General features: G+C 43.5%; 19 protein-coding genes and 1 pseudogene. 18 read left to right on the top strand and 2 right to left on the bottom strand.

Features of this window, described 5'->3' with window-relative positions:
• Positions 1-533: pseudogene (locus LI074_RS14470) on the top strand (hypothetical protein); the annotation flags it as partial.
• Positions 534-654: 121 nt separating this feature from the next.
• Here the strand turns inward: LI074_RS14470 and LI074_RS14465 are convergent.
• Positions 655-1,572 (bottom strand): hypothetical protein, encoded by a 918-nt coding sequence (locus tag LI074_RS14465; RefSeq protein WP_173698321.1) that lies wholly within the window; start codon positions 1,570-1,572, stop codon positions 655-657.
• A gap of 596 nt (positions 1,573-2,168) precedes the next feature.
• On the opposite strand from LI074_RS14465, the gene LI074_RS14460 reads away from it, so the two are divergent.
• The 16 genes from LI074_RS14460 (at position 2,169) to fabV (ending at position 20,504) form a co-directional block, all read left to right on the top strand.
• The gene (locus LI074_RS14460; protein WP_173679329.1) at positions 2,169-4,094 is read left to right on the top strand and encodes a DNA gyrase/topoisomerase IV subunit B; all 1,926 of its coding nucleotides are present in this window, start codon (positions 2,169-2,171) and stop codon (positions 4,092-4,094) included.
• Between the two features lie 72 nt (positions 4,095-4,166).
• Complete coding sequence (locus tag LI074_RS14455) at positions 4,167-6,413, top strand: DNA gyrase/topoisomerase IV subunit A (RefSeq protein ID WP_118330325.1); 2,247 nt, start codon at positions 4,167-4,169, stop codon at positions 6,411-6,413.
• Positions 6,414-6,564: 151 nt separating this feature from the next.
• Complete coding sequence (gene rimP, locus LI074_RS14450) at positions 6,565-7,029, top strand: ribosome maturation factor RimP (protein ID WP_008707593.1); 465 nt, start codon at positions 6,565-6,567, stop codon at positions 7,027-7,029.
• Between the two features lie 24 nt (positions 7,030-7,053).
• Complete coding sequence (nusA, locus tag LI074_RS14445; protein WP_026648530.1) at positions 7,054-8,274, top strand: transcription termination factor NusA; 1,221 nt, start codon at positions 7,054-7,056, stop codon at positions 8,272-8,274.
• Positions 8,258-8,533: an RNase P modulator RnpM gene (gene rnpM / locus LI074_RS14440; protein ID WP_008707588.1), complete on the top strand. Its 276-nt coding sequence runs from the start codon at positions 8,258-8,260 to the stop codon at positions 8,531-8,533. The genes nusA and rnpM overlap by 17 nt, the downstream gene beginning before the upstream one ends.
• Positions 8,484-8,822 (top strand): L7Ae/L30e/S12e/Gadd45 family ribosomal protein, encoded by a 339-nt coding sequence (locus LI074_RS14435; RefSeq protein ID WP_008707587.1) that lies wholly within the window; start codon positions 8,484-8,486, stop codon positions 8,820-8,822. The genes rnpM and LI074_RS14435 overlap by 50 nt, the downstream gene beginning before the upstream one ends.
• 3 nt (positions 8,823-8,825) lie before the next feature.
• Entirely contained in the window at positions 8,826-11,666 is a 2,841-nt protein-coding gene (gene infB / locus LI074_RS14430; protein WP_118585804.1) for a translation initiation factor IF-2, read from the top strand.
• Positions 11,667-11,834: 168 nt separating this feature from the next.
• The gene (gene rbfA, locus LI074_RS14425) at positions 11,835-12,230 is read left to right on the top strand and encodes a 30S ribosome-binding factor RbfA (RefSeq protein WP_008707585.1); all 396 of its coding nucleotides are present in this window, start codon (positions 11,835-11,837) and stop codon (positions 12,228-12,230) included.
• A gap of 14 nt (positions 12,231-12,244) precedes the next feature.
• On the top strand, positions 12,245-13,207 hold the full coding sequence (locus tag LI074_RS14420) for a DHH family phosphoesterase (protein WP_008707584.1): 963 nt from the start codon (positions 12,245-12,247) through the stop codon (positions 13,205-13,207).
• A complete protein-coding gene (truB, locus tag LI074_RS14415; RefSeq protein ID WP_334296861.1) occupies positions 13,204-14,091 on the top strand; it encodes a tRNA pseudouridine(55) synthase TruB in 888 nt (295 codons plus the stop codon). Before LI074_RS14420 ends, truB begins: the two co-directional genes overlap by 4 nt.
• Positions 14,092-14,099: 8 nt before the next feature.
• Entirely contained in the window at positions 14,100-14,996 is an 897-nt protein-coding gene (locus LI074_RS14410; RefSeq protein ID WP_173698322.1) for a bifunctional riboflavin kinase/FAD synthetase, read from the top strand.
• 141 nt (positions 14,997-15,137) lie between these two features.
• On the top strand, positions 15,138-15,404 hold the full coding sequence (rpsO, locus tag LI074_RS14405) for a 30S ribosomal protein S15 (RefSeq protein WP_008707580.1): 267 nt from the start codon (positions 15,138-15,140) through the stop codon (positions 15,402-15,404).
• Positions 15,405-15,742: 338 nt separating this feature from the next.
• Entirely contained in the window at positions 15,743-17,836 is a 2,094-nt protein-coding gene (locus tag LI074_RS14400; RefSeq protein WP_118330328.1) for a polyribonucleotide nucleotidyltransferase, read from the top strand.
• Between the two features lie 6 nt (positions 17,837-17,842).
• Positions 17,843-18,331 carry an anaerobic ribonucleoside-triphosphate reductase activating protein gene (nrdG, locus tag LI074_RS14395; RefSeq protein ID WP_008707576.1) on the top strand — a complete coding sequence of 163 codons (489 nt, stop codon included), beginning with the start codon at positions 17,843-17,845 and terminating at the stop codon, positions 18,329-18,331.
• 184 nt (positions 18,332-18,515) lie between these two features.
• A complete protein-coding gene (locus LI074_RS14390; protein ID WP_008707572.1) occupies positions 18,516-19,028 on the top strand; it encodes a deoxyuridine 5'-triphosphate nucleotidohydrolase in 513 nt (170 codons plus the stop codon).
• A 291-nt stretch (positions 19,029-19,319) separates the two neighbouring features.
• Positions 19,320-20,504 carry an enoyl-ACP reductase FabV gene (fabV, locus tag LI074_RS14385; protein WP_173698320.1) on the top strand — a complete coding sequence of 395 codons (1,185 nt, stop codon included), beginning with the start codon at positions 19,320-19,322 and terminating at the stop codon, positions 20,502-20,504.
• Positions 20,505-20,570: 66 nt separating this feature from the next.
• Here fabV and LI074_RS14380 read toward each other — a convergent pair whose 3' ends face one another.
• Positions 20,571-21,335 carry a DUF6062 family protein gene (locus LI074_RS14380; protein ID WP_173698319.1) on the bottom strand — a complete coding sequence of 255 codons (765 nt, stop codon included), beginning with the start codon at positions 21,333-21,335 and terminating at the stop codon, positions 20,571-20,573.
• 206 nt (positions 21,336-21,541) lie between these two features.
• Here LI074_RS14380 and LI074_RS14375 point away from each other — a divergent pair, with 206 nt between their 5' ends.
• A complete protein-coding gene (locus tag LI074_RS14375; protein WP_173698318.1) occupies positions 21,542-24,007 on the top strand; it encodes a beta-mannosidase in 2,466 nt (821 codons plus the stop codon).
• Positions 24,008-24,247 lie beyond the last annotated feature (240 nt).

Below are 24,247 nucleotides of genomic sequence, written 5' to 3'. Positions count from 1 at the left end.
CAGGTGCTCAGGGTTATGACTTCGTGATCAGTAAGAAATCAAATATGCTCCAGACCGGGAAATTCAGCCAGACCGTTTCCTCAACCGACAAGCCACAGGCATCTTTCAGATATCTGGCAAAAGGTACCTGGTATGTGGCAGCCCGAAGCTGGGTTCTGGATGCACAGGGCAATAAGGTCTATGGTTCCTGGACAAAGGTTAAGAAGATCAAGATCACTGTTGTTACACCACAACAGCCAAAGATCAGGAATATCACTGTAAAAGGAAACACCGTGACTATTACTTACACAAAATGCAAAAATGCCACAGGTTATGAAATCCTGCTGGGAAACAAATACAAAATCTCCGCAGGTGAGAAATATCCTGTAAAAAAACATCTGAAACGTACCGGAAACACCACTACTGTAACCTTTACAAATGTAAAGAAAGGTACCTGGTATGTGACCATACGGGCATGGAACCAAACCTCCAAAGATAAATCCAGAGTTTACAGTCCATACTCCGCAATGAAGAAGTTCAAGACAAAGAAATAGCTTCTGTTTCTTAAAGGATTCTGAATGAAATCTACCTGAAAAATCAACTTGTAATTTGCTAATAAAATATATATGACGACAACAGGAGGAAAGGTATCTGCCTTTTCTCCTGCCATTTTTCTTAGAGATTGTATTCTTTATATAACTGCTCACGTCTTTTGGCGTCTGTTGATACAATCGGGATTTCTTCAGTTCTCTGATCCTGAAGTAATCTAGTAATCAGGCTTCCAAGTCGAGTTTCACCCCTTGCCTGTCCAATTGCTTCTCCTTCTGTACGTCCCTCAGCTTTAAGTTTTTCAGATTCCAGTTCCAGAACTTTTCCGCCCATAATATCACCTATTCCTTTCCGGACATCTTCTTCCTTACGGAAGATATAATCCGCAATCTTTATAATTAACTTTGTTAAATCTGTATACAGTTCCGATTTACCTGTCTCCGTCAGTTCCTTTTCCAGATTTACCCTGATTTCTTCATATTCGTTTAAAAGCATCTGGAATAATTCCGGATTGTTATTAAAATCATGTCCTTTTTTCTCGTATCTCATAATATAAAATGGCAACAGCATTAACAGGTTTTTCTCAAAGATGCTGTCCTTTGTATAATCAGTTATTTTTATAGCAGGTATGGAATATAAATATGTATTTCCATCCGGAAAAACTACATCTGTTTCCAGATAATCCGGTGTATTCTCCGAACTTCTCAGAAACAGTACGCAGGACTTTGGAAATTCTATCCGGTATCTGCGTCCCTGCTTCTCTGCATGTTCTATGCCAATTGCAAAATCATATTCGATCATCCTTATTACCATTGTCATGTCGTCTGTACTCTGACACTCGATATGGTACATTTTCCTTCCGATCAGCAGACAGGAGTCTGTAATGATCTCTCCATCCTCCTGCTGATGTTCATTGGGAAGCTGTGTGATCTTCACATCTTCCGGGTATGATGTATGGAATACCTCATTGATCAGCGGCACTGCCAGGTATGGCATCTTCTCAATCATTGTACGGAATACATCATCAAAAATCGTATTATTCATATAACACTCCTTTTTGTACTTATATTATAACATTTTGACGAGTTTTATTGAACACTTAATTTCTTTAAAATTATGTATTTTTATCTTTGGAATCAGTGGCAGATATTGCCTGAAAAATCATTTATAAGAAAGTATAGATTATCGTTTACATTTTTTACTATACAGCATCTATGGCTATTTATCAAGTCCATTTTGGGCGATTATTTTCTTGTTCTTCCTTAAATCCAGAGTTTGCAGTCCATACTCCGCAATTAAGAAAATCAAGACAAAGAAATAGCTTCTGTTTCTTACAGATATTTCTACTGTAAAGATAATGCCAAACAGCCTTGTAGGCAAACGAAACAGTTGACAGCTGAAAAAACCAATGATAAGATAAATGCACTCAAATTATAACAGAACAGGCTTACAGTCAGAAAAGGATCAGAATTTCGGTTCTGATTATTTTTTGTGTTTTATTCCGTTGACAAGGGAAAGTTCGCACTTGAAAAAGAATAAAAACTGGGTTATAATACGAACAAGTGTTTGCAATGCAAAAAATCATTCCCGGATTTACAGTAAGCAATCCGGTTGATAGAAAGAAAGGAAATGTAACAGACATGGCAAAGAAAAACACCTATGATGCAGGGAGCATCTCTGTCCTGGAAGGTCTGGAGGCGGTTCGTAAGCGTCCGGGAATGTACATCGGAAGTGTTTCACGAAAAGGATTAAATCATCTCATTTATGAGATTGTAGATAACGCAGTAGATGAACATCTGGCAGGATACTGCAGTCTGATCCATGTAGTTCTGGAGAAAGATGGTTCCTGTACAGTAACAGACAACGGACGAGGAATCCCGGTAGACATGCACGAGAAAGGAGTATCGGCAGAGAGACTGGTATTTACTACACTTCATGCAGGCGGTAAATTTGACAATTCCGCTTACAAGACAAGCGGAGGGCTTCACGGAGTAGGTTCTTCTGTTGTCAATGCTCTGTCTACATATCTTGATATTAAGATCAGCCGTGACGGATATGTACATCATGATCATTATGAGAGGGGAATCCCCACTCTGGAACTGGAAGATGGACTTTTGCCTAAACTGGGAAGGACCAGACAGACAGGGACCAGTATTAATTTCCTGCCAGACCCGGAGATTTTTGAAAAGACAAGATTTTCTGCAACAGAAGTAAAGAGCAGACTTCATGAGACTGCATATCTGAATCCGGAACTGACCATTCATTTTGAGGATAAAAGAGGTGCAGAGGTCGAGGATATTACCTATCATGAGCCGGACGGTATCATTGGATTTATCAAGGATCTGAACCACAGTGCAGAAGTCCTGCATGATCCGGTTTACCTGAAAGGGGAAGCAGACGGCATTCAGGTAGAGGTGGCATTCCAGTTTACCAATGAATTTCGTGAGAATGTACTGGGCTTCTGTAATAACATTTACAATGCAGAGGGCGGTACTCATCTGACCGGATTTAAGACTACATTTACTACAGTCATGAATACTTATGCGAGAGAGATTGGTGTTCTTAAAGACAAGGATCCGAACTTCACAGGTGCAGATATCCGTAACGGAATGACAGCAGTTGTTTCCATCAAGCATCCGGAACCTCGTTTCGAGGGACAGACCAAGACAAAGCTGGATAATCAGGATGCATCACGCGCAACCGGAAAGGTTGTAGGAGAGCAGATGGTACTTTATTTTGACAGAAATCTGGAGACTCTTAAGACCATCCTTTCCTGCGCAGAGAAAGCAGCAAAGATTCGTAAAACAGAGGAGAGGGCGAAGACGAATCTTCTGACAAAGCAGAAATATTCCTTTGATTCTAACGGAAAGCTGGCAAACTGCGAGAAGAAGGATCCTTCCCAGTGTGAGATCTTTATCGTAGAGGGAGATTCTGCGGGAGGTTCCGCAAAGACTGCCCGTAACCGTAATTATCAGGCAATCCTTCCTATCAGAGGCAAGATCCTGAATGTGGAGAAGGCAACCATTGATAAAGTGCTTGCCAATGCGGAGATCAAGACCATGATCAATGCATTTGGATGTGGATTCTCCGAAGGATACGGAAATGACTTTGATATTACGAAGCTTCGTTACGACAAGATTGTGATCATGGCTGATGCCGATGTGGATGGGGCGCATATTTCCACACTGCTCCTGACTTTATTCTACCGTTTCATGCCGGATCTGATCACTGAGGGACATGTGTATATTGCCATGCCGCCATTATATAAAGTCATGCCTAAGAAGGGGCAGGAGGAATACCTGTACGATGATAAGGCACTGGAGAGATACAGACGTGCCCATAAACCGGGAAGCTTTACTCTTCAGAGATATAAAGGTCTGGGCGAGATGGATGCGGAGCAGCTCTGGGAGACGACTCTGAATCCGGAAACTAGAATGATGAAGCGGGTGGAGATTGAAGATGCGAGACTTGCATCAAGCGTGACGGAGATTCTGATGGGAAGCGATGTCCCGCCGAGAAAGAAATTTATCTATGAGCATGCACAGGATGCAGAACTGGACATCTGATTTCGCCGGAGTGTTATGTGAAAATTAAGACAGATACATGGATATGTGTCTGAGATGGAGGAAAGAAATTAAATGGAAACAAAACAGGAGAATGTGATTCCTACCGACTATGCGGAGGTCATGCAGAAATCCTATATAGATTATGCCATGAGTGTTATTATCTCCAGAGCCCTGCCGGATGTGCGTGACGGATTGAAGCCTGTACAGAGAAGAACTCTGTATGATATGTATGAACTGGGTATCCGTTATGACAGACCATACAGAAAATGTGCCCGTATCGTAGGTGACACCATGGGTAAATATCACCCCCATGGTGACAGTTCGATCTACGAAGCACTTGTGGTAATGGCTCAGGATTTTAAGAAAGGCAAAACACTGGTTGACGGACATGGAAACTTCGGTTCCATCGAGGGCGACGGTGCAGCGGCCATGCGATATACAGAAGCCAGACTGGAGAAACTGACACAGGATGTCTTCCTCGAAGATCTGGATAAGAATGTAGTAGATTTTATGCCGAACTTTGATGAGACAGAGAAGGAACCTGTGGTACTTCCTGTCAGAATACCGAATCTGCTGGTAAACGGAGCAGACGGTATTGCAGTCGGTATGGCAACCAGTATTCCGCCTCACAATCTGGGTGAAGTGGTAGATGCTGTAAAAGCATATATGAAGAATAACGACATCAGTGTCAAAGGGCTGATGCGCTATCTCAAGGGACCGGACTTTCCGACAGGTGGTCTGGTAGTAAATAAAGATGACCTGCTCAGGATTTACGAGACAGGAACAGGGAAGCTCCGTGTCAGAGGTAAAGTGGAGACAGTGAAGCTCAAAGGCGGCAGACAGCAGCTTGTGATCACAGAGATTCCTTACACAATGATCGGTGCAAATATCGGAAAATTCCTGAATGATATTGCGTCTCTTGTGGAAAACAAGAAGACAACAGATATCGTGGATATCTCCAACCAGTCTTCCAAAGAGGGAATCCGTATTGTTCTTGACCTGAAGCGTGACGCAGATGTAGAGAATCTTACAAATATGCTCTACAAGAAGACAAAGTTGGAAGATACTTTTGGCGTGAATATGCTGGCAGTTGCGGATGGCAGACCGGAGACTCTGAGTCTGAAGCAGGTGATCGAGCATCACGTAGATTTCGTATTCGATGTCACGACCAGAAAGTACACCACACTTCTGAATAAAGAGCAGGAGAAGAAAGAAATCCAGGAAGGTCTGATCAAGGCATGTGATGTGATCGACCTGATCATCGAGATCCTGCGAGGAAGCAAGAACAGAGAACAGGTAAAGAAATGCCTGGTTGACGGTGTGACAGAAGGAATCAGGTTCAAGAGCAAATCAAGCGAGAAAGCTGCGCAGAAGCTGCATTTCTCAGAAAAACAGGCAGCTGCGATCCTGGATATGCGTCTGTACAAACTGATCGGTCTGGAGATCGAGGCACTTCAGGCAGACTATGCAGAAACAATGAAGAACATTGCCATTTATGAAGATATCCTGAATAATTATGATTCCATGGCAGAAGTGATCATGAAAGAACTGGATCAGATCAAGAAAGAATACGGTACGAAACGCCGCACAGTGATCGAGAATGCAGAAGAAGTTGTCTATGAGGAAAAGAAGATGGAGGAGATGGAAGTCACCTTCCTCATGGACCGCTTCGGATATATGCGGACCATTGATAAGTCTGCATATGAGAGAAATAAAGAAGCTGCCAATGCAGAGAACAAATATGTGTTTAACTGTATGAATACAGATAAGATCTGTATCTTTACAGATAATGGAAAGATGCACAGTATCAAGGTGGCAGATATTCCGCTGGTTCGTTTCAGGGATAAGGGGACACCGGCGGATAATCTGAGCAATTATGACAGTGCACAGGAACGTATGCTCTATGTAGCACCACTGGCATCTGTAAAAGAAAATACACTTCTGTTTGTCACTGCTGCATCCATGTGCAAGCTGGTGAGTGGTGCAGAGTTTGATGTGGCGAAGAGAACGATCGTGTCTACGAAACTTGCTGAAGAGGATTCTCTGATCTTTGTGGGTTCTGCGGATGAAATGGAACAGGTGGTATTCCAGAGTGAAGGCGGATATTTCTTAAGATTTCAGAAACAGGATATTTCTGCTATGAAGAAAACATCTATCGGGGTACGTGGAATGAAACTGGCAGAAGGAGATAAGCTGGATCATGCATATCTTCTGGAAAGCCGCCAGGAATATACCATTACTTATCATGATAAACCCTATGTTCTCAACAGGATAAAACTGTCCAAACGGGACAGTAAAGGAACAAAACCACGTATATAAAACCAACAAATCCGCTAAAATCAAGGTTTTTGCAGGAAAAGCCTTGCAATTGCCGGAAATTGGTGTTACAATACATCTAAATTAGAACTTGTTGACAAAGGAGTGGGCGTGAGCCCACTCTTATTTGTTGCATGGAAAGGCAGGTGGGAAAATGAGCAGACGGGAAGAGTATGAAAAGCGCGCAGAGGAACTTCTGGCACCGATCGTAGAACTTAACGGCTTTGAACTGGTTGATGTAGAATATGTGAAGGAAGCAGGTAACTGGTATCTGAGAGGATACATTGACAAACCAGGCGGAATTACGGTAAATGACTGCGAGACAGTCAGCAGAGCATTCAGTGACAAACTGGATGAGAATGATTTTATCGAAGACAGTTATATCATGGAGATCAGTTCACCGGGACTGGACAGACCGCTGAAGAAAGACAAAGACTTTGAGAGAAACATGGGAAAACTGGTGGAAATCCGTACCTACCGGCCAATCGAGAAGCAAAAAGAGTTCTGCGGGATTTTGACCGCATATGATAGTAACAGTGTGACAATCGATGAGGATGGAACCGAGCGTGTTTTTGATAAGAAAGACACAGCCCTGATACGCCTCGCAATAGAGTTTTAGTTAATTCGGGAGGATAAGAAAAAAATGAGCAGAGAGTTAAAGGAGGCACTGGATATCCTTGAAAAGGAAAAGAGTATCAGCAAAGATACTTTGCTTGAGGCAATTGAGCAGTCTCTGATCCAGGCCTGCAAGAACCATTTTGGAAAAGCTGACAATGTACATGTAACTATTGATCCGGAAACCTGCGATTTTTCAGTGTATGCAGACAGAAGTATCGTAGAATACGTAGAGGATCCTGCAATGGAGATTTCTCTGGCAGATGCTTTGAAGATCACATCAAGAGCTGAGATCGGAGGCATGATACAGGTTCCAATCCAGTCTAAGGAATTCGGACGTATTGCGACACAGAATGCAAAGAACGTTATCCTGCAGAAAATCCGTGAGGAAGAACGTAAAGTGCTGTATGATGAATACTATGGAAAAGAAAAAGAAGTAGTAACCGGTATTGTACAGCGTGTGATGGGCAAGAATGTAAGCATCAATCTTGGTAAGGCAGATGCAGTATTAAGTGAGAATGAACAGGTGAAAGGGGAAACCTTCCAGCCGACAGAGAGAATTAAGGTGTATATTCTTGAAGTCAAGGATACCCCGAAGGGACCTCGTATTCTGGTATCCAGAACTCATCCGGGACTTGTGAAACGTCTCTTTGAGTCAGAAGTTGCAGAAGTAAAAGACGGAACTGTTGAGATCAAGAGCATCGCACGTGAGGCCGGTTCCCGTACAAAGATCGCTGTATGGAGCAACGATCCGGATGTAGATGCAGTTGGTGCATGCGTAGGTATGAACGGTGCACGTGTCAATGCAGTAGTTGAGGAACTTCGCGGTGAGAAAATCGATATCATCAACTGGGATGAGAATCCTGCGATCCTGATCGAGAATGCATTGAGCCCTGCAAAGGTTATCGCAGTTATGGCAGATCCTGATGAGAAGACAGCTCTGGTAGTTGTTCCTGATTATCAGCTGTCCCTTGCAATCGGTAAAGAAGGTCAGAATGCACGTCTTGCTGCAAGACTTACAGGATTTAAGATTGACATCAAGAGTGAGACTCAGGCAAAAGAAGCCGGTGATTTCTATGATTATGATGATGACGAGACTGCAGAAGATGCAGCTGAGGCATCAGCAGAGGAAACTTCAGCAGAAGATTCCCTGACAGAAGAAACCGAAGCAGAAGAAGTTTCAGAGGAAGTTCCTGTAGAAGAAGAGCCACAGGCTCAGGAAGCAGGAGAGAATGAAGACGAAGAATAAGATTCCCATGCGCCAGTGTACCGGCTGCAGGGAAATGAAAAGCAAGAAAGAGATGCTCAGAGTTCTTAAGACTACAGAAGATGAGATCGTGCTTGATACTACCGGTAAGAAAAACGGCAGAGGCGCATATCTGTGTCTTTCCAGAGAATGTCTGGATAAAGCGATTAAAAATCATGGACTTGAGCGTTCACTGAAAACTGCGGTTCCGGATGAGGTATACGAACGACTTAAGAAGGAGCTGGAAGATATTGAAAAATAACAGAGTACTGTCGCTGATAGGGCTGGCTACCAAAGCAGGCAAGACCGTAAGCGGAGAATTTTCCACAGAGAAATCTGTAAAGACCGGAAAAGGACTGCTTGTGATCGTTGCTGAGGATGCCTCCGAGAATACAAAGAAGAAATTCAGGAATATGTGCAGTTTTTATGAAGTTCCGATTTTCTTCTTCTCAGATAAAGAGAGCTTAGGCAGAGCAATGGGAAAGGAGTACCGCGCCTGTCTGGCTGTCCAGGATGAGAACTTTGCGAAAGCAATCATGAAGGAGGTATAGCGATTGTCAAAATTAAGAGTACATGAGCTGGCCAGAGAGCTTGGACGACAGAACAGAGAAGTGATCGAGTTTCTGAAATCAAAAGGCGTTGATGTGAGAAGCCATATGAGTATGGTGGATGAGCCTGCGGTTTCGGAAGTAAAGAATAGATTCAGAAAAGACAATAATAACAGGGGAAAGGAGCATATTGCGAAATTGGAGACTCCCAAGACAGAAGAAAAGGTTGTAACAGCAAAATCAGAAGGAGATAAAACTGAAACACCTAAAAAGAAAAAAAATATTATCCGCGTTTTTCATGCACAGAATGCAAGTGACGGAGGAAAAACAAGAAAGAAACCTGTGAAAGCTGAAGGCGAGAGAACAGGTTCACCAAGAAATGCAGAAGGAAGAAATTCCGACAGTTCAAGAACAGACGGTGACAGACCAAGAAGAAATAATAATGACCGCCCAGGTACAGGCAACAGAAGACCGGACGGACAGAACCGTCAGGGAAGACCTCAGGGTGAAGGAAGATCCCAGGGAGATAACCGCCAGGGAGGACGTTTTGGCCAAGGAAGAAACCAGGGCGAAGGAAACCGTCAGGGAAGACCTCAGGGCGAGGGAAGATCCCAGGGAGATAACCGCCAGGGAGGACGTTTCGGACAGGGAAGATCCCAGGGCGATGGCCAGGGCCGTCCGGGCGGAAGATTCCAGGGCGATGGAAATCGTCAGGGAGGACGTTTCGGACAGGGAAGACCACAGGGAGATGGAAACCGTCAGGGAGGAAGACCGCAGGGCAATGGCCAGGGTCGTCCGGACGGAAACAGAAGTGAAGGACGTGACGGACGCTTCGGTGGCAGTCAGGGACGTCAGGGACAGCGCCAGAATACAAGAAAGAATGACGATATGGCATTTGCACCGGAACTGACAAAGACTTCCAAAGACAGCAAGAGAGAAAGAGACAGAGAGAACAAAAACAAGAAAAAAGATTTTGATAAGACACAGAGTGGCGGACGCAGACCAAATCAGGGTGGATTCAATAAGAATTCCAGAATCCCGAAAGCTCTGCAGAAACCGGCTCCGCAGCCAAAACAGGAAGAGAAGAAACCTGAGGTTAAGGAAATCACACTTCCGGAGAAGATGACGATCCGCGAACTGGCAGAAGCTATGAAAATGCAGCCGTCAGTAATTGTGAAGAAGCTCTTTATGCAGGGTATGATGGTTACTGTAAACCATGAGATCGATTTTGAGAAAGCTCAGGAGATTGCTCTGGAATACGATATCATTGCAGAACCGGAAGAGAAGGTAGACGTTATTGAAGAACTCCTCAAAGAGGATGAAGAAGACGAAAAAGATATGGTTTCAAGACCACCTGTAGTCTGTGTTATGGGCCACGTCGACCATGGTAAAACATCCCTTCTGGATGCAATCCGTAAAACAAATGTAACACGTGGAGAGGCAGGCGGTATCACACAGCACATCGGTGCTTCTGTAGTAGAGGTTAACGGACAGAAGATCACATTCCTGGATACACCTGGACATGAAGCTTTCACAGCTATGCGTATGCGTGGTGCAAACTCCACAGATATTGCAGTTCTGGTTGTAGCAGCTGATGATGGTGTGATGCCTCAGACAGTAGAGGCTATCAGCCATGCGAAGGCGGCAGGCGTTGAGATCATAGTTGCAATCAACAAGATTGATAAGCCAAGTGCTAATATTGAGCGTGTAAAACAGGAACTTTCTGAATATGAACTGATCCCGGAAGACTGGGGCGGAAGTACGATTTTTGTTCCTGTATCCGCACATACAGGAGAGGGAATCGATACTCTTCTTGAGATGATCCTTCTTACAGCCGAGGTATGTGAATTAAAGGCAAACCCGAACCGTTCCGCAAGAGGTCTTGTAATCGAGGCTCAGCTTGATAAAGGTAAAGGTCCGGTTGCCACGATCCTTGTCCAGAAAGGTACTCTTCATGTGGGAGACTTTATTGCAGCAGGAGCATGCAATGGTAAGGTTCGTGCCATGATGGATGATAAGGGACGCAGGATTAAAGAAGCAGGTCCTTCTACTCCTGTAGAAATCCTGGGACTTGGTGATGTGCCGAATGCAGGTGAAATTCTTCTTGCATTTGACAGTGATAAGGAAGCCAAGAACTTTGCAGGTGCATTTGTATCTGAGAACAAGAACCGTCTTCTTGAGGAGACTAAGGGCAAATTATCTCTGGATAATCTCTTTGATCAGATTCAGGCAAGCGATCTGAAGGAACTTCCGCTCATTGTCAAAGCAGATGTACAGGGATCTGTGGAAGCTGTAAAACAGAGTCTGACCAAACTTTCCAACGAAGAAGTGGTTGTAAAGGTGATCCATGGCGGTGTTGGTGCGATCAATGAGTCTGACGTAAGTCTTGCGGCTACATCAAATGCGATCATTATCGGCTTTAATGTCCGTCCGGATGCAACCGCAAAACAGCTTGCTGAACAGGAAGGTGTGGATCTTCGTCTGTACAGAGTTATTTATCAGGCAATTGAGGATGTAGAAGCTGCCATGAAGGGTATGCTTGATCCTGTATTTGAGGAAAAAGTTATCGGTCATGCGGAAGTGCGTCAGCTGTTCAAGGCATCCGGCGTTGGTACGATTGCAGGAAGCTACATTCTGGATGGTATTTTCCAGAGAAATTGCAAGGTTCGTATTTCCAGAGAAGGCGAGCAGGTATTTGAAGGTGAGCTTGCATCCCTGAAGAGATTCAAAGACGATGTTAAGGAAGTTAAGGCAGGATACGAATGTGGCCTTGTATTTGACGGATTTAACGATGTGAAAGAGGAAGATAAAGTAGAAGCTTATATCATGGTAGAAGTACCGAGATAGTAATGGTTTATAAAGGTAAGGTGCGCGGTTCATAGTGTCAGGTACAGTGTGGTGCGCACCTTGACTTGATTGTGGTAATTCAGAGAATAATGTGACCGGGATAGTTGATGATCCGGATTGCTCACAGTATTTAACAGAATTGCTGGATATATAGGAGTAAAACTTAAAATGAGAAAAAACAGTATTAAGAATACCCGGATCAATGGGGAAGTCCAGAAGGAACTCAGCACCATTATCCGCAACGAGATCAAGGACCCGCGTATTCATCCGATGACTTCTGTCATGGCTGTAGAAGTGGCTCCTGATCTGAAAACCTGCAGAGCATATATCAGTGTGCTGGGTGAAAAAGAAGCAAAGGAAGCGACGATCAAAGGTCTGAACAGTGCAGAAGGCTACATCAGACGCCAGCTGGCGCGTAATTTAAACCTGAGAAATACACCGGAGATCCGTTTTATCCTGGACGAATCTATTGAGTATGGTGTAAATATGTCAAAGCTTATTGATGATGTTACCAAGAAAGACAGCAACTCCCACAGACAGGATGAGGAGCAGGATGAGAATTAAAAGAGGATGAGAACATGGAAAATATTGCGGAAATACTGGAAGGTGTGAAAACAATGGGAATCGGCGGACATATCCGTCCGGATGGTGACTGCGTTGGTTCCTGTATGGCGTTATATTTATATGTAAAAACCTATTATCCGGAAATTCAGGCAGATGTGTACCTGGATAATCCCAAACCTGTTTTCGGACATATTGACTGTATGGATGAGATTAAAACAGAGCTGGACGGTGACAAAGAGTATGACCTTTTTGTTACCTGTGATGTAAGTGCAAGAGACAGACTTGCCATTGCAGGTCCATACTTTGACACTGCAAAAAGAACAGCATGTATTGATCATCATATCAGTAACTCCGGATTTGCACAGGTGAATCATATCAGGGGAGAGGTAAGCTCTGCCTGTGAAGTTCTCTATGGGCTTTTTGATCCTGAGAAAGTGGTCCGTACCATTGCAGTGCCGATCTATACGGGAATGGTTCATGACACAGGGGTATTTCAGTACTCTTCAACTTCACCGGAGACCATGCGTATTGCCGGGGAACTGATGAAGACAGGATTCAATTTCAGTAAGATCATTGACGAATCTTTCTATCAGAAAACTTATGTGCAGAATCAGGTAATGGGGCGTGTTCTTGCAGAGAGTATCCTGCTTCTGGATGGAAAATGTATTATCGGATATCTTAAAAAAAGAGACATGGAGTTCTATGGTGTGGATGGCAAGGATCTGGATGGTATCGTCAGTCAGCTTCGTCTTACAGCGGGAGTGGAAGTTGCCATGTTTATCTATGAAGTGGAAACTCAGTCTTTCAAAGTTTCCCTGCGTTCCAACGGAAATGTGGATGTAAGCAAGATTGCAGTATATTTTGGCGGCGGCGGTCATATGAGAGCAGCAGGATGTGATCTTCAGGGTTCTGTGTATGATGTGATCAACAATGTGACAGAACAGATCTGCAAACAGTTTCAGGAGCAGGAAGTCTGATGGATGGAGTAATTGTAATCTGTAAGGAAAAAGGATTCACTTCCCATGATGTGGTGGCAAAGCTTCGGGGAATCCTTCATATGAAGAAAATCGGACATACCGGAACTCTTGATCCGGATGCAGAAGGAGTGCTCCCGGTGGCTCTGGGAAAAGCAACCCGTCTGGTGGATATGATCACAGATAAAGAGAAAACCTATGAGGCAGTGATGCGTCTGGGTGTTGTTACGGATACCCAGGATATGAGCGGAACTGTTCTCTCACAGACTACAGAGCTTTCCGTTACAGAAGAAGAGATTTGCACAGTGGTCAGTTCTTTTGTGGGAGACTATATGCAGGTGCCGCCAATGTATTCAGCACTGAAGGTCAATGGAAAGAAACTCTATGAACTTGCCAGAGAGGGCAAGACTGTGGAGCGTAAACCAAGACCTGTACATTTTTATGAGATAGAAATTCTGGATATCAGTTTTCCGCTGGTGCGTTTTCGTGTGACCTGCAGCAAGGGAACCTATATCCGTACTCTGTGCCATGATATAGGGGAAAAGCTGGGCTGTGGAGCTGCCATGGAAAGTCTTTTGCGGACAAAGGTGGGCAGATTTACACTGGATGATGCCATTACCCTGGCGCAGACAGAAGAGGCAGTGCAGAAAGGAATCATAGAGAGTAAAATCCTCGGTATTGAGGAGATTCTTGCAGAGTATCCAAGGGTATGCTGTACAAAAGAAGGGGACAGACTTCTGGCTAATGGAAATCCTCTTGTACAGGCACTGGTCGATGCACAGGAGAAAAACGGATGGATCCGTATGTGCAGCAGTGAAGGCAGTTTTGCCGGAGTTTACCAGTGGGACGAGAAAAGAAACAGGTATTTCCCTGTAAAAATGTTTTAGGAGACATGATGGAATATTTAAGGATTGAGAATGATTTTCCCAGAATTTCACACAGTGCGGTAACACTTGGGAAGTTTGACGGCATACACCGCGGACATCAGAAACTGGTTGAGAAAATTATTGAGCAGAAACAGGAAGGTGCACAGGCGGTTGTACTTGCGCTTGGAACTGCCTCAAGAACAATCCTCACAAAGGAAGAGAGATGTCGTATATTGAAAGAAATGGGAGTGGATATACTGTTGGAATGTCCGCTCACAGAGAAAATACGGCACATGAAAGCAGAGAATTTTATAAAAGAAATACTGATAGGAGATCTGCAGGTTTCCTATGTGGCAGTTGGAGAGGATTTCCGTTTTGGCTATGAGCGGAAAGGAACTCCTGCCATGCTCAAAGAGTTCGGAAAGAAATATGGATTTCATACGGAAGTCCTGCCAAAAGAAATGGACGGACGCCGTAAGATTAGTAGTACCTTTGTCAGGGAAGAACTGAACAGAGGGAATATGGAAAAATTCCGTTTCCTTATGGGAACAGATTTCTCAGTAGAAGGAATCGTTGAACATGGACGTGGAATGGGACATAAATATCTGCTTCCGACCACCAACCTGATCCCTCCGGTAGAGAAACTGATGCCTCCAAACGGGGTTTATATCACAGTATCCCATTTCAGAGACAGAAGTTATCAGGGAATTACCAATGTAGGTCATAAGCCTACTGTTGGCGGCGAGAAGTTTATTGGTGTGGAAACATATCTGTTTGACTGCAATGAAGATCTGTATGGGGAATACTGCAAGGTAGATTTCAAAAAATTCCTCAGACCTGAACAGAAGTTTTCTTCGCTGGAGGCACTGAAGGCACAGCTGGAGAGGGATGCTGTGAAGGGACAGGAATATTTTGAAACTTTGTAAAAAAGAGGTTTACACGCCAGAATCAATGTGCTATACTAACCAAGGTGAATTTAGCCCATGTTCAGGGAACGGACGCTCCGACCATCTCTTAATGTGTGGCGGTCAATCAATAATAATTATAGAATACAGGAGGAAATCACAATGATTTCAAAAGAAAAGAAAGCAGCGATCATGAAAGAATATGCAAGAACTGAAGGCGATACAGGATCACCGGAAGTACAGGTAGCAGTTCTTACAGCAAGAATTCAGGAACTTACAGAGCATTTACAGAGCAACCATAAAGATCATCACTCCAGACGTGGTCTTCTGAAAATGGTAGGTCAGAGACGTGGACTGTTAGCTTACCTGAAGAAAACAGACATCGAAAGATACCGTGCACTGATTGAAAAATTAGGCTTAAGAAAATAATAGCCTTTTAGTATGCGGAAGGGGGCGGATTTCCATCCGCCTCCCTTTTTATGCAAGTGGAATTGTTGTTTTAATGTGTATGCAATGCATATTCAGAAACTATGAAACGCAGCAGGAGTTATTTCCGAGACTACTGAAAAGATTATTTTGCAAAATAACTGAAAAAGTAGTTTTTTCAGTTGTTTCGGACTCCTGTTTTAATGTGACATTGTAATACCATGTAAATTTGAAAATTGCCGTCTGATACAGGAATATCTGTCCTGATTGGGGGAAGGCAAAAATTCATAGAAAGATTTGAAAAAATAATAACCAGAATATGAAAAAAGGAGAATGAACATATGTACAAAAGTTATTCCATGGAATTAGCCGGAAGAACCTTGACAGTAGATATCAACCGCGTTGCAAAACAGGCAAACGGTGCAGCATTAATGCACTATGGTGATACTACAGTTTTATCTACAGCAACAGCATCCAAAGAGCCAAGAGAAGGAATTGATTTCTTCCCGTTAAGCGTTGAATACGAAGAGAAGATGTATGCAGTAGGTAAAATCCCCGGAGGATTTAACAAGAGGGAAGGAAAAGCAAGCGAGCATGCAATCCTTACTTCCCGCGTAATTGACAGACCGATGCGTCCTCTGTTTCCGAAGGATTACAGAAATGACGTAACACTGGTAAACATGGTTATGTCCGTTGATCCGCAGTGTAATCCAGAGATTCCGGCTATGCTTGGTTCCTCTATTGCAACCTGCATTTCCGATATTCCGTTTGATGGTCCATGTGCTACCACACAGGTTGGTCTGATCAATGGTGAATATATCATCAACCCTACCATGGCACAGAAAGATGTATCTGATCTTCAGCTTACAGTAGCTTCCACAAGAGAGAAAGTAATCATGATCGAAGCCGGCGCAAAAGAAGTTCCGGAAGACAAGATGATTGAAGCTATCTATAAAGCTCATGAAGTAAACCAGGAGATCATCAAATTTATCGATAAGATCGTAGAAGAATGCGGAAAACCGAAACACAGCTACGAATCATGTGCAGTTCCGGAAGAACTCTTCGCAGCGATCAAAGAGGTCGTACCTCCGGCAGAAATGGAAGTTGCCGTATTCTCTGACGATAAACAGACAAGAGAAGAAAATATCCGTCAGGTGACAGAGAAACTGAAAGAAGCTTTTGCCGACAAGGAAGAGTGGCTTGCAGTTCTGGGTGAGGCTGTATATCAGTACCAGAAGAAGACTGTCCGCAAGATGATCTTAAAAGACCACAAACGTCCTGATGGTCGTGCCATTACTCAGATCCGTCCTCTGGCAGCAGAGACAGATATTATCCCGAGAGTACATGGTTCTGCTATGTTCACACGTGGACAGACACAGATCTGTACTATCACAACTCTGGCTCCTCTTGCAGAAGCACAGAAGCTTGACGGACTTGACGAATTTGAAACTTCAAAGAGATATATGCATCACTACAATTTCCCGTCCTATTCTGTAGGTGAGACAAAACCATCCAGAGGACCGGGACGTCGTGAGATCGGACATGGTGCACTTGCTGAAAGAGCATTAGTTCCTGTACTTCCAAGCGAAGAGGAATTCCCATATGCGATCCGTACTGTATCTGAGACATTTGAATCCAACGGTTCTACTTCTCAGGCAAGTATCTGTGCATCCACAATGTCTCTGATGGCAGCCGGTGTACCGATCAAAAAACCGGTAGCAGGTATTTCTTGTGGTCTGGTAACAGGCGATACAGATGATGATTACATCGTTCTGACAGATATCCAGGGACTTGAAGACTTCTTCGGAGATATGGACTTCAAGGTAGCCGGAACTCATGACGGTATCACAGCAATCCAGATGGATATCAAGATCCATGGACTGACAAGACCGATCGTAGAAGAAGCAATCAGACGTACAAAAGAAGCAAGAGAATATATCCTGACAGAAGTTATGGAGAAATGCATCGCAGCTCCACGTACAGCTGTAGGCGAATATGCTCCGAAGATCATCCAGATTCAGATCGATCCGCAGAAGATCGGTGATGTTGTAGGTCAGAGAGGAAAGACTATCAATACGATCATCGAGCGTACAGGTGTTAAGATCGATATCACAGACGAAGGTGCGGTATCTATCTGTGGAGTTGATCAGAAGAGCATGGATGAGGCAGCTAACATGGTTAAGATCATTGCAACTGATTTTGAAGCAGGACAGATCTTTACAGGTAAAGTTGTCAGCATCAAAGAGTTTGGTGCATTCGTTGAATTTGCACCGGGTAAAGAGGGAATGGTACACATTTCCAAGATCTGTAAAGAAAGAATCAATCGTGTTGAGGATGTTCTCACACTTGGTGATAAAGTTAAGGTTATCTGCCTTGGCAAAGACAAGATGGGAAGAATCAGCTTCAGCATGAAGGATGTACCGGAAGAAGCGTAAAAAATTATGAGATATCACAATATTACCAAGGACGATATGCTTAATGGCGACGGACTTCGTGTAGTGCTCTGGGTGGCAGGATGCAATCACTGCTGTCCGGAGTGCCAGAATCCTGTCACCTGGGATCCAAACGGCGGACTGCCTTTCGGTGAGGCAGAACGCAAGGAGATTTTTGCGGAACTGGATAAGGATTATGTGAGCGGAATTACCTTTTCAGGTGGAGATCCACTGCACCCGGCAAATATCACTGAGGTAACAGCCTTTGCGAAGGAGATCAGAAAGAGATATCCTGGTAAAACAATCTGGCTTTATACAGGTTTCCTCTGGGAGGAGATCTGCAAAGAAGAGATTGTGCGTTATCTGGATGTCTGCGTAGACGGTGAATTTGAGGTGGACAAGAAAGAACTTTCCCTGAAATGGAAAGGTTCCAGCAATCAGAGAGTGATCGATGTTCCCAAAACTCTTCATGAAGGAAAAGTCGTATTGCATAAATAAGAAATATACAGGCAGTTCAAGTATGCGTCAGGTGTACCTGAACTGCTTTTTTACTGAATCAGTCAGTGATGATCACAAATATTGTCTCGGGATAGTGGTGTGTGAACAGTAACCAAATATTTAGCTATGAGTGTACTGCAAAGCAGGTGTGTTAGCTTTGCATGACCAGACAGGAGGAAAATAGATGAAACGAATCGCGAAATTTCATAAAGTAAGCAAAGAACGCTTCACAGCAGACTGGATCGATACCTTCGCACAGTCTCAGGAAGAAGCAGAGAAAGTATACGAGGCTATCCGTCTGCCGAAGAGAGCGACAGCAGGAAGTGCCGGCTATGACTTTTTCGCACCGGCAGAATTTACTCTGAAGCCAGGCGAAACAGTAAAGATCCCGACAGGAATCCGGGTGGAAATGCAGCCGGAATGGGTGCTGAAATGTTATCCGAGAAGCGGACTGGGATTTAAATACCGTCTTCAGCTTAACAACACAGTTGGTATCATTGACAGCGATTACTTCTATTCAGATAACGAAGGCCACATTTTTTCAAAGATCACAAATGATTCCAATGAAAACAAAACTCTTACAATCCCGGCAGATACAGGATTTATGCAGGGAATCTTTGTAGAGTATGGAATCACAGTAGATGATGATGCTACAGAAATCCGTAACGGAGGATTTGGAAGTACTACTGCGAAATAGTGGGTAAAAGTAATGTAATGTTCTGGCGGAGCATATTTCACAAAGTTTATAGATGAAATCAGAGCCAGAATGTAAAAAAAGTAGAACATAGGGAAGAATCTGAGATTTTTACTTTACGTTCTGCTTTTTCTTTGTTATAATATTTTGAGATTCAAAATATTTGCAATACATACAATTCAAGCGTATATACTGCGGAGCAGTTATTCGATTATGAACAAGTAACGAAGCGGATGATTTTATCCGCTTGACTAAAAAATATCAGGCAAAGAAATAAATTCAGGGAGAAAAATTATGATCATCGAGCCAAAAGTAAGAGAATATATCTGCACAACCGCACATCCGCAGGGATGTGCAGAGAGTGTGCGCAACCAGGCAGATTACGCCTGTAAACAGGGAATGGTAAACGGAACAAAAAAAGCACTGATCATCGGATGTTCTACAGGCTACGGCCTCGCATCCCGTATCTGTGCACTGGAAAACTGTGGTGCCGATACTCTTGGAATCATGTTTGAACGTCAGGCAAATGGCAGAAGGACAGCGACATCGGGATGGTACAACACTGCGGAATTTCATCGCCTGGCAGCAAAAAAAGGTGCCTATGCCAAGACCGTCAACGGAGATGCTTTTTCAAAAGAAATCAAAGATAAAGCTGTTGAGCTGATCAAAAAAGATCTGGGAAAGGTGGATCTGGTAGTTTACAGTCTGGCAGCGCCAAGACGTACAGATGCTGAAGGAAAAACCTGGTCCTCCTGCCTGAAGACTACAGGTGAGGCTTTCACAGAAAAGAGTCTTGATCTGCGAAACAATGAGATTGCAGAGAAAACAGTAGAACCGGCTACTGAAGAAGAGGTTTTAAGCACAGTCAAAGTTATGGGTGGCGAAGACTGGGCGGATTGGATTGATGCGCTGAAAGCAGCAGATGTACTGACTGAGAATGCAGTAACTGTAGCATATTCCTATATCGGACCGGAACTTACTTATCCAATTTACTATCACGGAACCATCGGAACTGCCAAACAGCATTTGCAGAAAACAATGTCTGAGATCAACCAGGCACACCCGGATGTCCGTGCGGTAATATCAGTAAATAAAGGACTCGTAACTCAGGCAAGTGCAGCAATTCCGGTTGTGCCGCTGTATTTCGCAATCCTCTATAAAGTAATGAAGAAAGCCGGAAATCATGAAAACTGCATTCAGCAGATTGCCAGACTCTTTACACAGAAACTCTACACACCAACAGGTTTCCGGACAGATGAGAATGGTTTCATTCGTATGGATGATTACGAACTGACACCGGAGATTCAGGAAGAAGTAAAAAAATGCTGGAAAGCAGTTACTACAGACACTGTAAAGGAATATTGCGATATTGATGGCTATTGGGAAGATTTCTATCATATGTTTGGATTCCGATATGAAGATATCGACTATACTCAGGATGTGGATGCTGATGTAGAAATTGATGGAGTCGTAATGTAATAAAAAATTCTCTCTTAACAAATGATCATGAAGTATATCAGTTCATAAATGTTAAGAGAGAATTTTTTATTTTGCCTTATGCACCGGATCTGCCGGGTATCCGCTGCGAAGTTTCTGCATTCCACGCTGGAGCGCATCTTTGGAGTTTTTCCAGTCAGCATCCTTATTTCTGTAATCAAACTTATCTGACAGCCATACCAGATCTTCTTCCATACGCTGGAAGTTTTCATCCATCAGCCTGAACATGGCAGGATAAAACTCAGCCTTTTCTTTATCATTCAGATATTTATCTGCACCGTTGCACAGAATCCCGAAGTGATGCAGACAGAAGCCTTTACTGCGCAGAATTTTATTTTTAAATTCATTATCCTGCCGATACAGCCAGAAAAAAGTTTCCACATACCGTTTAAATGTATCCTTAATATTCTGACAGATAAAACAGCTGCAATCCTTAAAAGCAGTCCATGCAGCAATCGGATTCTTATCTGCGCTGGAATCTGAACGGCGGAAACGCGCGAGGACCGAGGATTTTCCGGGCGAAAAAGAATCAAACTGCTTTTTCATCTCTTCCCGAAGTTTATGATAATGAGTCTGAAGGATTAATGCATTCCCAAGAGTATTCCCATAATCAAACATTTTCTTCATATGTACCCTGCAAAATCCCGCCTTATCCGTCTGATCCCGGATGTCACTTTCCATATAAGAAGAACTGTTTCCCAGCACAAAATCCAGCGAGTTCTGCTCCAGTTCCCGTTCAATAAAACAGAAAGGACACTCGTCACTGGCATTTACCGCATCATTAAGTGGAATGGTATATAACTTTTCTTTCATTTCTATATACTCCATACATCATAGTTTCTGTTCCCTTTATTGTGCATAGAATTCCCGGGAATGTCAAGCAGAAGATTTCCTGTTACTGTAAACGGAGTGAACAGTAATGATTTCTTTTGCAGAGTTGATTCAGAAAAGGGCAGTATGCTATTATATATAGCTGAATGCAAACATATGTAAAAAATAATCAAAGGGGGATAAGACAAATGATAAAATTACAGCTTCATGAAAACTGGCAGTTGTGCAATATCAGACAACTGGACTGGATTCCGGCACAGGTTCCGGGGGATATTTATGCGGCACTTCTTAAGAACGGAAAGATGCCGGATCCGTTCTTTGGGGATAATGAATATCAGGCGAAAGCACTGATGGAGGAGGACTATGAATACAGAACGGTATTTAATTATGAAGAAACGCAGTTTAAAGATTGTCAGGAAGTGATCCTGAGATTTGACGGGATTGATACGATTGCGGATATCTATCTGAATGGATGTTGTCTTGGAAAAGTTGATAACATGCACAGGATCTGGGAATTTCCGGTAGGAGAGCTGCTTGAAAACGGCAAAAATACCTTACGTGTTATCATCCGCTCTCCGTTGAAATTCATGGCAGAGGCATTTAAGAAATATAAAAACAGGGGAAATGAAGACACAGTTGAAGGATTTATGCATCTGCGCAAAGCTCACTATATGTGCGGCTGGGACTGGGGTGCATGTCTGCCGGATGGAGGTATCTTCCGTCCTGTAACACTTCTGGGAATTGAAACTGCCAGACTGGACAGCGTGTATATCCGTCAGGTACATAAGGATGGCAAAGTCCTGCTGGTTCCGGAAGTAGATGTGGAGACTGTTGATGAGGAAGAGAGCGAAGCAGATGGGTATGAAGGTGCACAGGCACTGGAATATCAGGTGACTGTAACTGCACCGGATGGAACAAAAACCATATGGGATGACTGTCCGGATGAAATTGAGATTGAAAATCCGCAGCTCTGGTGGCCAAATGGACTGGGAGAACAGCCGTTATATCAGGTGCAGGTAGAGCTGAAGACAGGAGATAAGATCGTGGACACCTGGTGCAGAAAGATCGGTCTTCGTACGCTGACCATGCATGTAGAGAAAGATCAGTGGGGCGAGAGCTTTGCTCATGAAGTAAACGGTTATCAGGTATTTGCCATGGGCGCTGACTATATCCCTGAGGACAATCTTCTGCAGAGAACATCCAGAGAACGTACCAGAGAATTACTTCTTCAGTGCAAGAGGGCGAACTTTAATACAGTACGTGTCTGGGGTGGCGGCTATTATCCTGAGGACTGGTTCTTTGATCTCTGTGATGAACTGGGGCTGATGGTATGGCAAGACTTTATGTTTGCATGCTCTGTCTATGAACTGACACCGGAGTTTGAGGCAAATATCCGTCAGGAATTTATTGATAATATCAAACGTCTCCGTCATCATGCATCCCTTGCCCTGTGGTGCGGAAACAATGAGATGGAAATGTTTGTAAAGCAGGGCACCTGGGTGACAAAGCCGACAGAAGTGAGAGATTATCTGTTTATGTATGAGCGCATTATTCCGGAAGTACTCAGCGAATACGATCCGGATACCTTCTACTGGCCTGCAAGCCCGTCATCAGGTGGTTCCTTTGATGAACCCAATGATCCGAACCGCGGAGATGTGCATTACTGGGAAGTATGGCATGGCAATAAGCCATTTTCAGAATATCGTAAATATTTCTTCAGATATGCATCTGAGTTTGGTTTTCAGTCATTCCCGTCTGTAAAAACGCTTGAAACAGTAACAGATGATCCGAAAGAATTGAATCCATTTTCTTATGTGATGGAGAAACATCAGAGAAATTACGGAGGAAATGGAAAAATTGCCAAATACATGCAGGCAGCATACCGTTATCCTGAGAACTTCAGCGATTTTGTTTATGCATCTCAGCTTCTCCAGGCAGATGGAATCCGATATGGAGTCGAGCATTACCGCAGAAACCGGGGACGTTGTATGGGTGCAATCTACTGGCAGTTAAATGACTGTTGGCCGGTTATTTCCTGGTCATCCATTGATTATTACGGACGCTGGAAAGCGCTTCATTATTATGTGAAGAGATTCTTTGCGCCTGTAATGCTTTCCTGTGAAGAACAGAGCTGGATGACAGTGGAAGCGGATATGAACCGTCAGCATTTTGAATTTGAAAAATCCATCCGTCTGAATGTGACCAATGAAACGCTGGATGCTCACAGGGTTCTGGTGAAATGGGCAGTGCGAAAGACAGATGCCACAATTCTGAGGGAGGAAGAACAGTGGCTGGAAGTACCGGCATTGTCTGCTGTATGGATGGATAAGGTCGAACTTCCCCAGATTGACTGTTTTAATGAATATGTAAGTTATGAGGCATGGGAAAATGATCAGATTATTTCTCAGGGAACTGTGATTTTTTCCTATCCGAAATACTTCCACTATCTGAATCCCGGACTGGCTGTGCGCGTAGACGGAGATGAGATAGTTGTTAAGGCAGAAGCATATGCAAAGAGTGTGGAAATCCGGAATGAGAATGATGACCTGATTCTTGAAGATAATTATTTTGACATGAATGCAGGAGAATACAGAGTGAAGATACTCGATGGAAAGCCGGATGGACTGAAAGTGCGCAGTGTTTATGATATATAACCTTTATTCATAGTAGTATTTATGGCAGTTTGCGACGAAATTCTGTATAGTAATCCTCTTATATACATAATTTACGAAGAGGGCTATAGAAGGAAACTCGCACTCTGCTGAACTGTCTTGATTGCATTATGTTATGGAATGGCTATAAGATAAAAAATAAGAACCATCACACATTTTATGAAATGTGGTATGCTCCCCGTCAAGAGGACAATAAAAAATAATAAATTTTTGTATCGTCAG

Origin of the sequence: Blautia sp. MSK18_10 (assembly GCF_020553185.1) — a bacterium.
Classification (GTDB): domain Bacteria; phylum Bacillota; class Clostridia; order Lachnospirales; family Lachnospiraceae; genus Blautia_A; species Blautia_A wexlerae.
Note: the sequence above shows the minus strand (reverse complement) of the source record. Positions and strands in the feature narration are given on the sequence as shown.

Coding starts and splice junctions, on each gene's coding strand:
- LI074_RS14465 (WP_173698321.1), bottom strand. CDS start 1,572: ATGAATAATACGATTTTTGATGATGTATTCCGTACAATGATTGAGAAG.
- LI074_RS14460 (WP_173679329.1), top strand. CDS start 2,169: ATGGCAAAGAAAAACACCTATGATGCAGGGAGCATCTCTGTCCTGGAA.
- LI074_RS14455 (WP_118330325.1), top strand. CDS start 4,167: ATGGAAACAAAACAGGAGAATGTGATTCCTACCGACTATGCGGAGGTC.
- rimP (WP_008707593.1), top strand. CDS start 6,565: ATGAGCAGACGGGAAGAGTATGAAAAGCGCGCAGAGGAACTTCTGGCA.
- nusA (WP_026648530.1), top strand. CDS start 7,054: ATGAGCAGAGAGTTAAAGGAGGCACTGGATATCCTTGAAAAGGAAAAG.
- rnpM (WP_008707588.1), top strand. CDS start 8,258: ATGAAGACGAAGAATAAGATTCCCATGCGCCAGTGTACCGGCTGCAGG.
- LI074_RS14435 (WP_008707587.1), top strand. CDS start 8,484: ATGAGGTATACGAACGACTTAAGAAGGAGCTGGAAGATATTGAAAAAT.
- rbfA (WP_008707585.1), top strand. CDS start 11,835: ATGAGAAAAAACAGTATTAAGAATACCCGGATCAATGGGGAAGTCCAG.
- LI074_RS14420 (WP_008707584.1), top strand. CDS start 12,245: ATGGAAAATATTGCGGAAATACTGGAAGGTGTGAAAACAATGGGAATC.
- LI074_RS14410 (WP_173698322.1), top strand. CDS start 14,100: ATGGAATATTTAAGGATTGAGAATGATTTTCCCAGAATTTCACACAGT.
- rpsO (WP_008707580.1), top strand. CDS start 15,138: ATGATTTCAAAAGAAAAGAAAGCAGCGATCATGAAAGAATATGCAAGA.
- LI074_RS14400 (WP_118330328.1), top strand. CDS start 15,743: ATGTACAAAAGTTATTCCATGGAATTAGCCGGAAGAACCTTGACAGTA.
- nrdG (WP_008707576.1), top strand. CDS start 17,843: ATGAGATATCACAATATTACCAAGGACGATATGCTTAATGGCGACGGA.
- LI074_RS14390 (WP_008707572.1), top strand. CDS start 18,516: ATGAAACGAATCGCGAAATTTCATAAAGTAAGCAAAGAACGCTTCACA.
- fabV (WP_173698320.1), top strand. CDS start 19,320: ATGATCATCGAGCCAAAAGTAAGAGAATATATCTGCACAACCGCACAT.
- LI074_RS14380 (WP_173698319.1), bottom strand. CDS start 21,335: ATGAAAGAAAAGTTATATACCATTCCACTTAATGATGCGGTAAATGCC.
- LI074_RS14375 (WP_173698318.1), top strand. CDS start 21,542: ATGATAAAATTACAGCTTCATGAAAACTGGCAGTTGTGCAATATCAGA.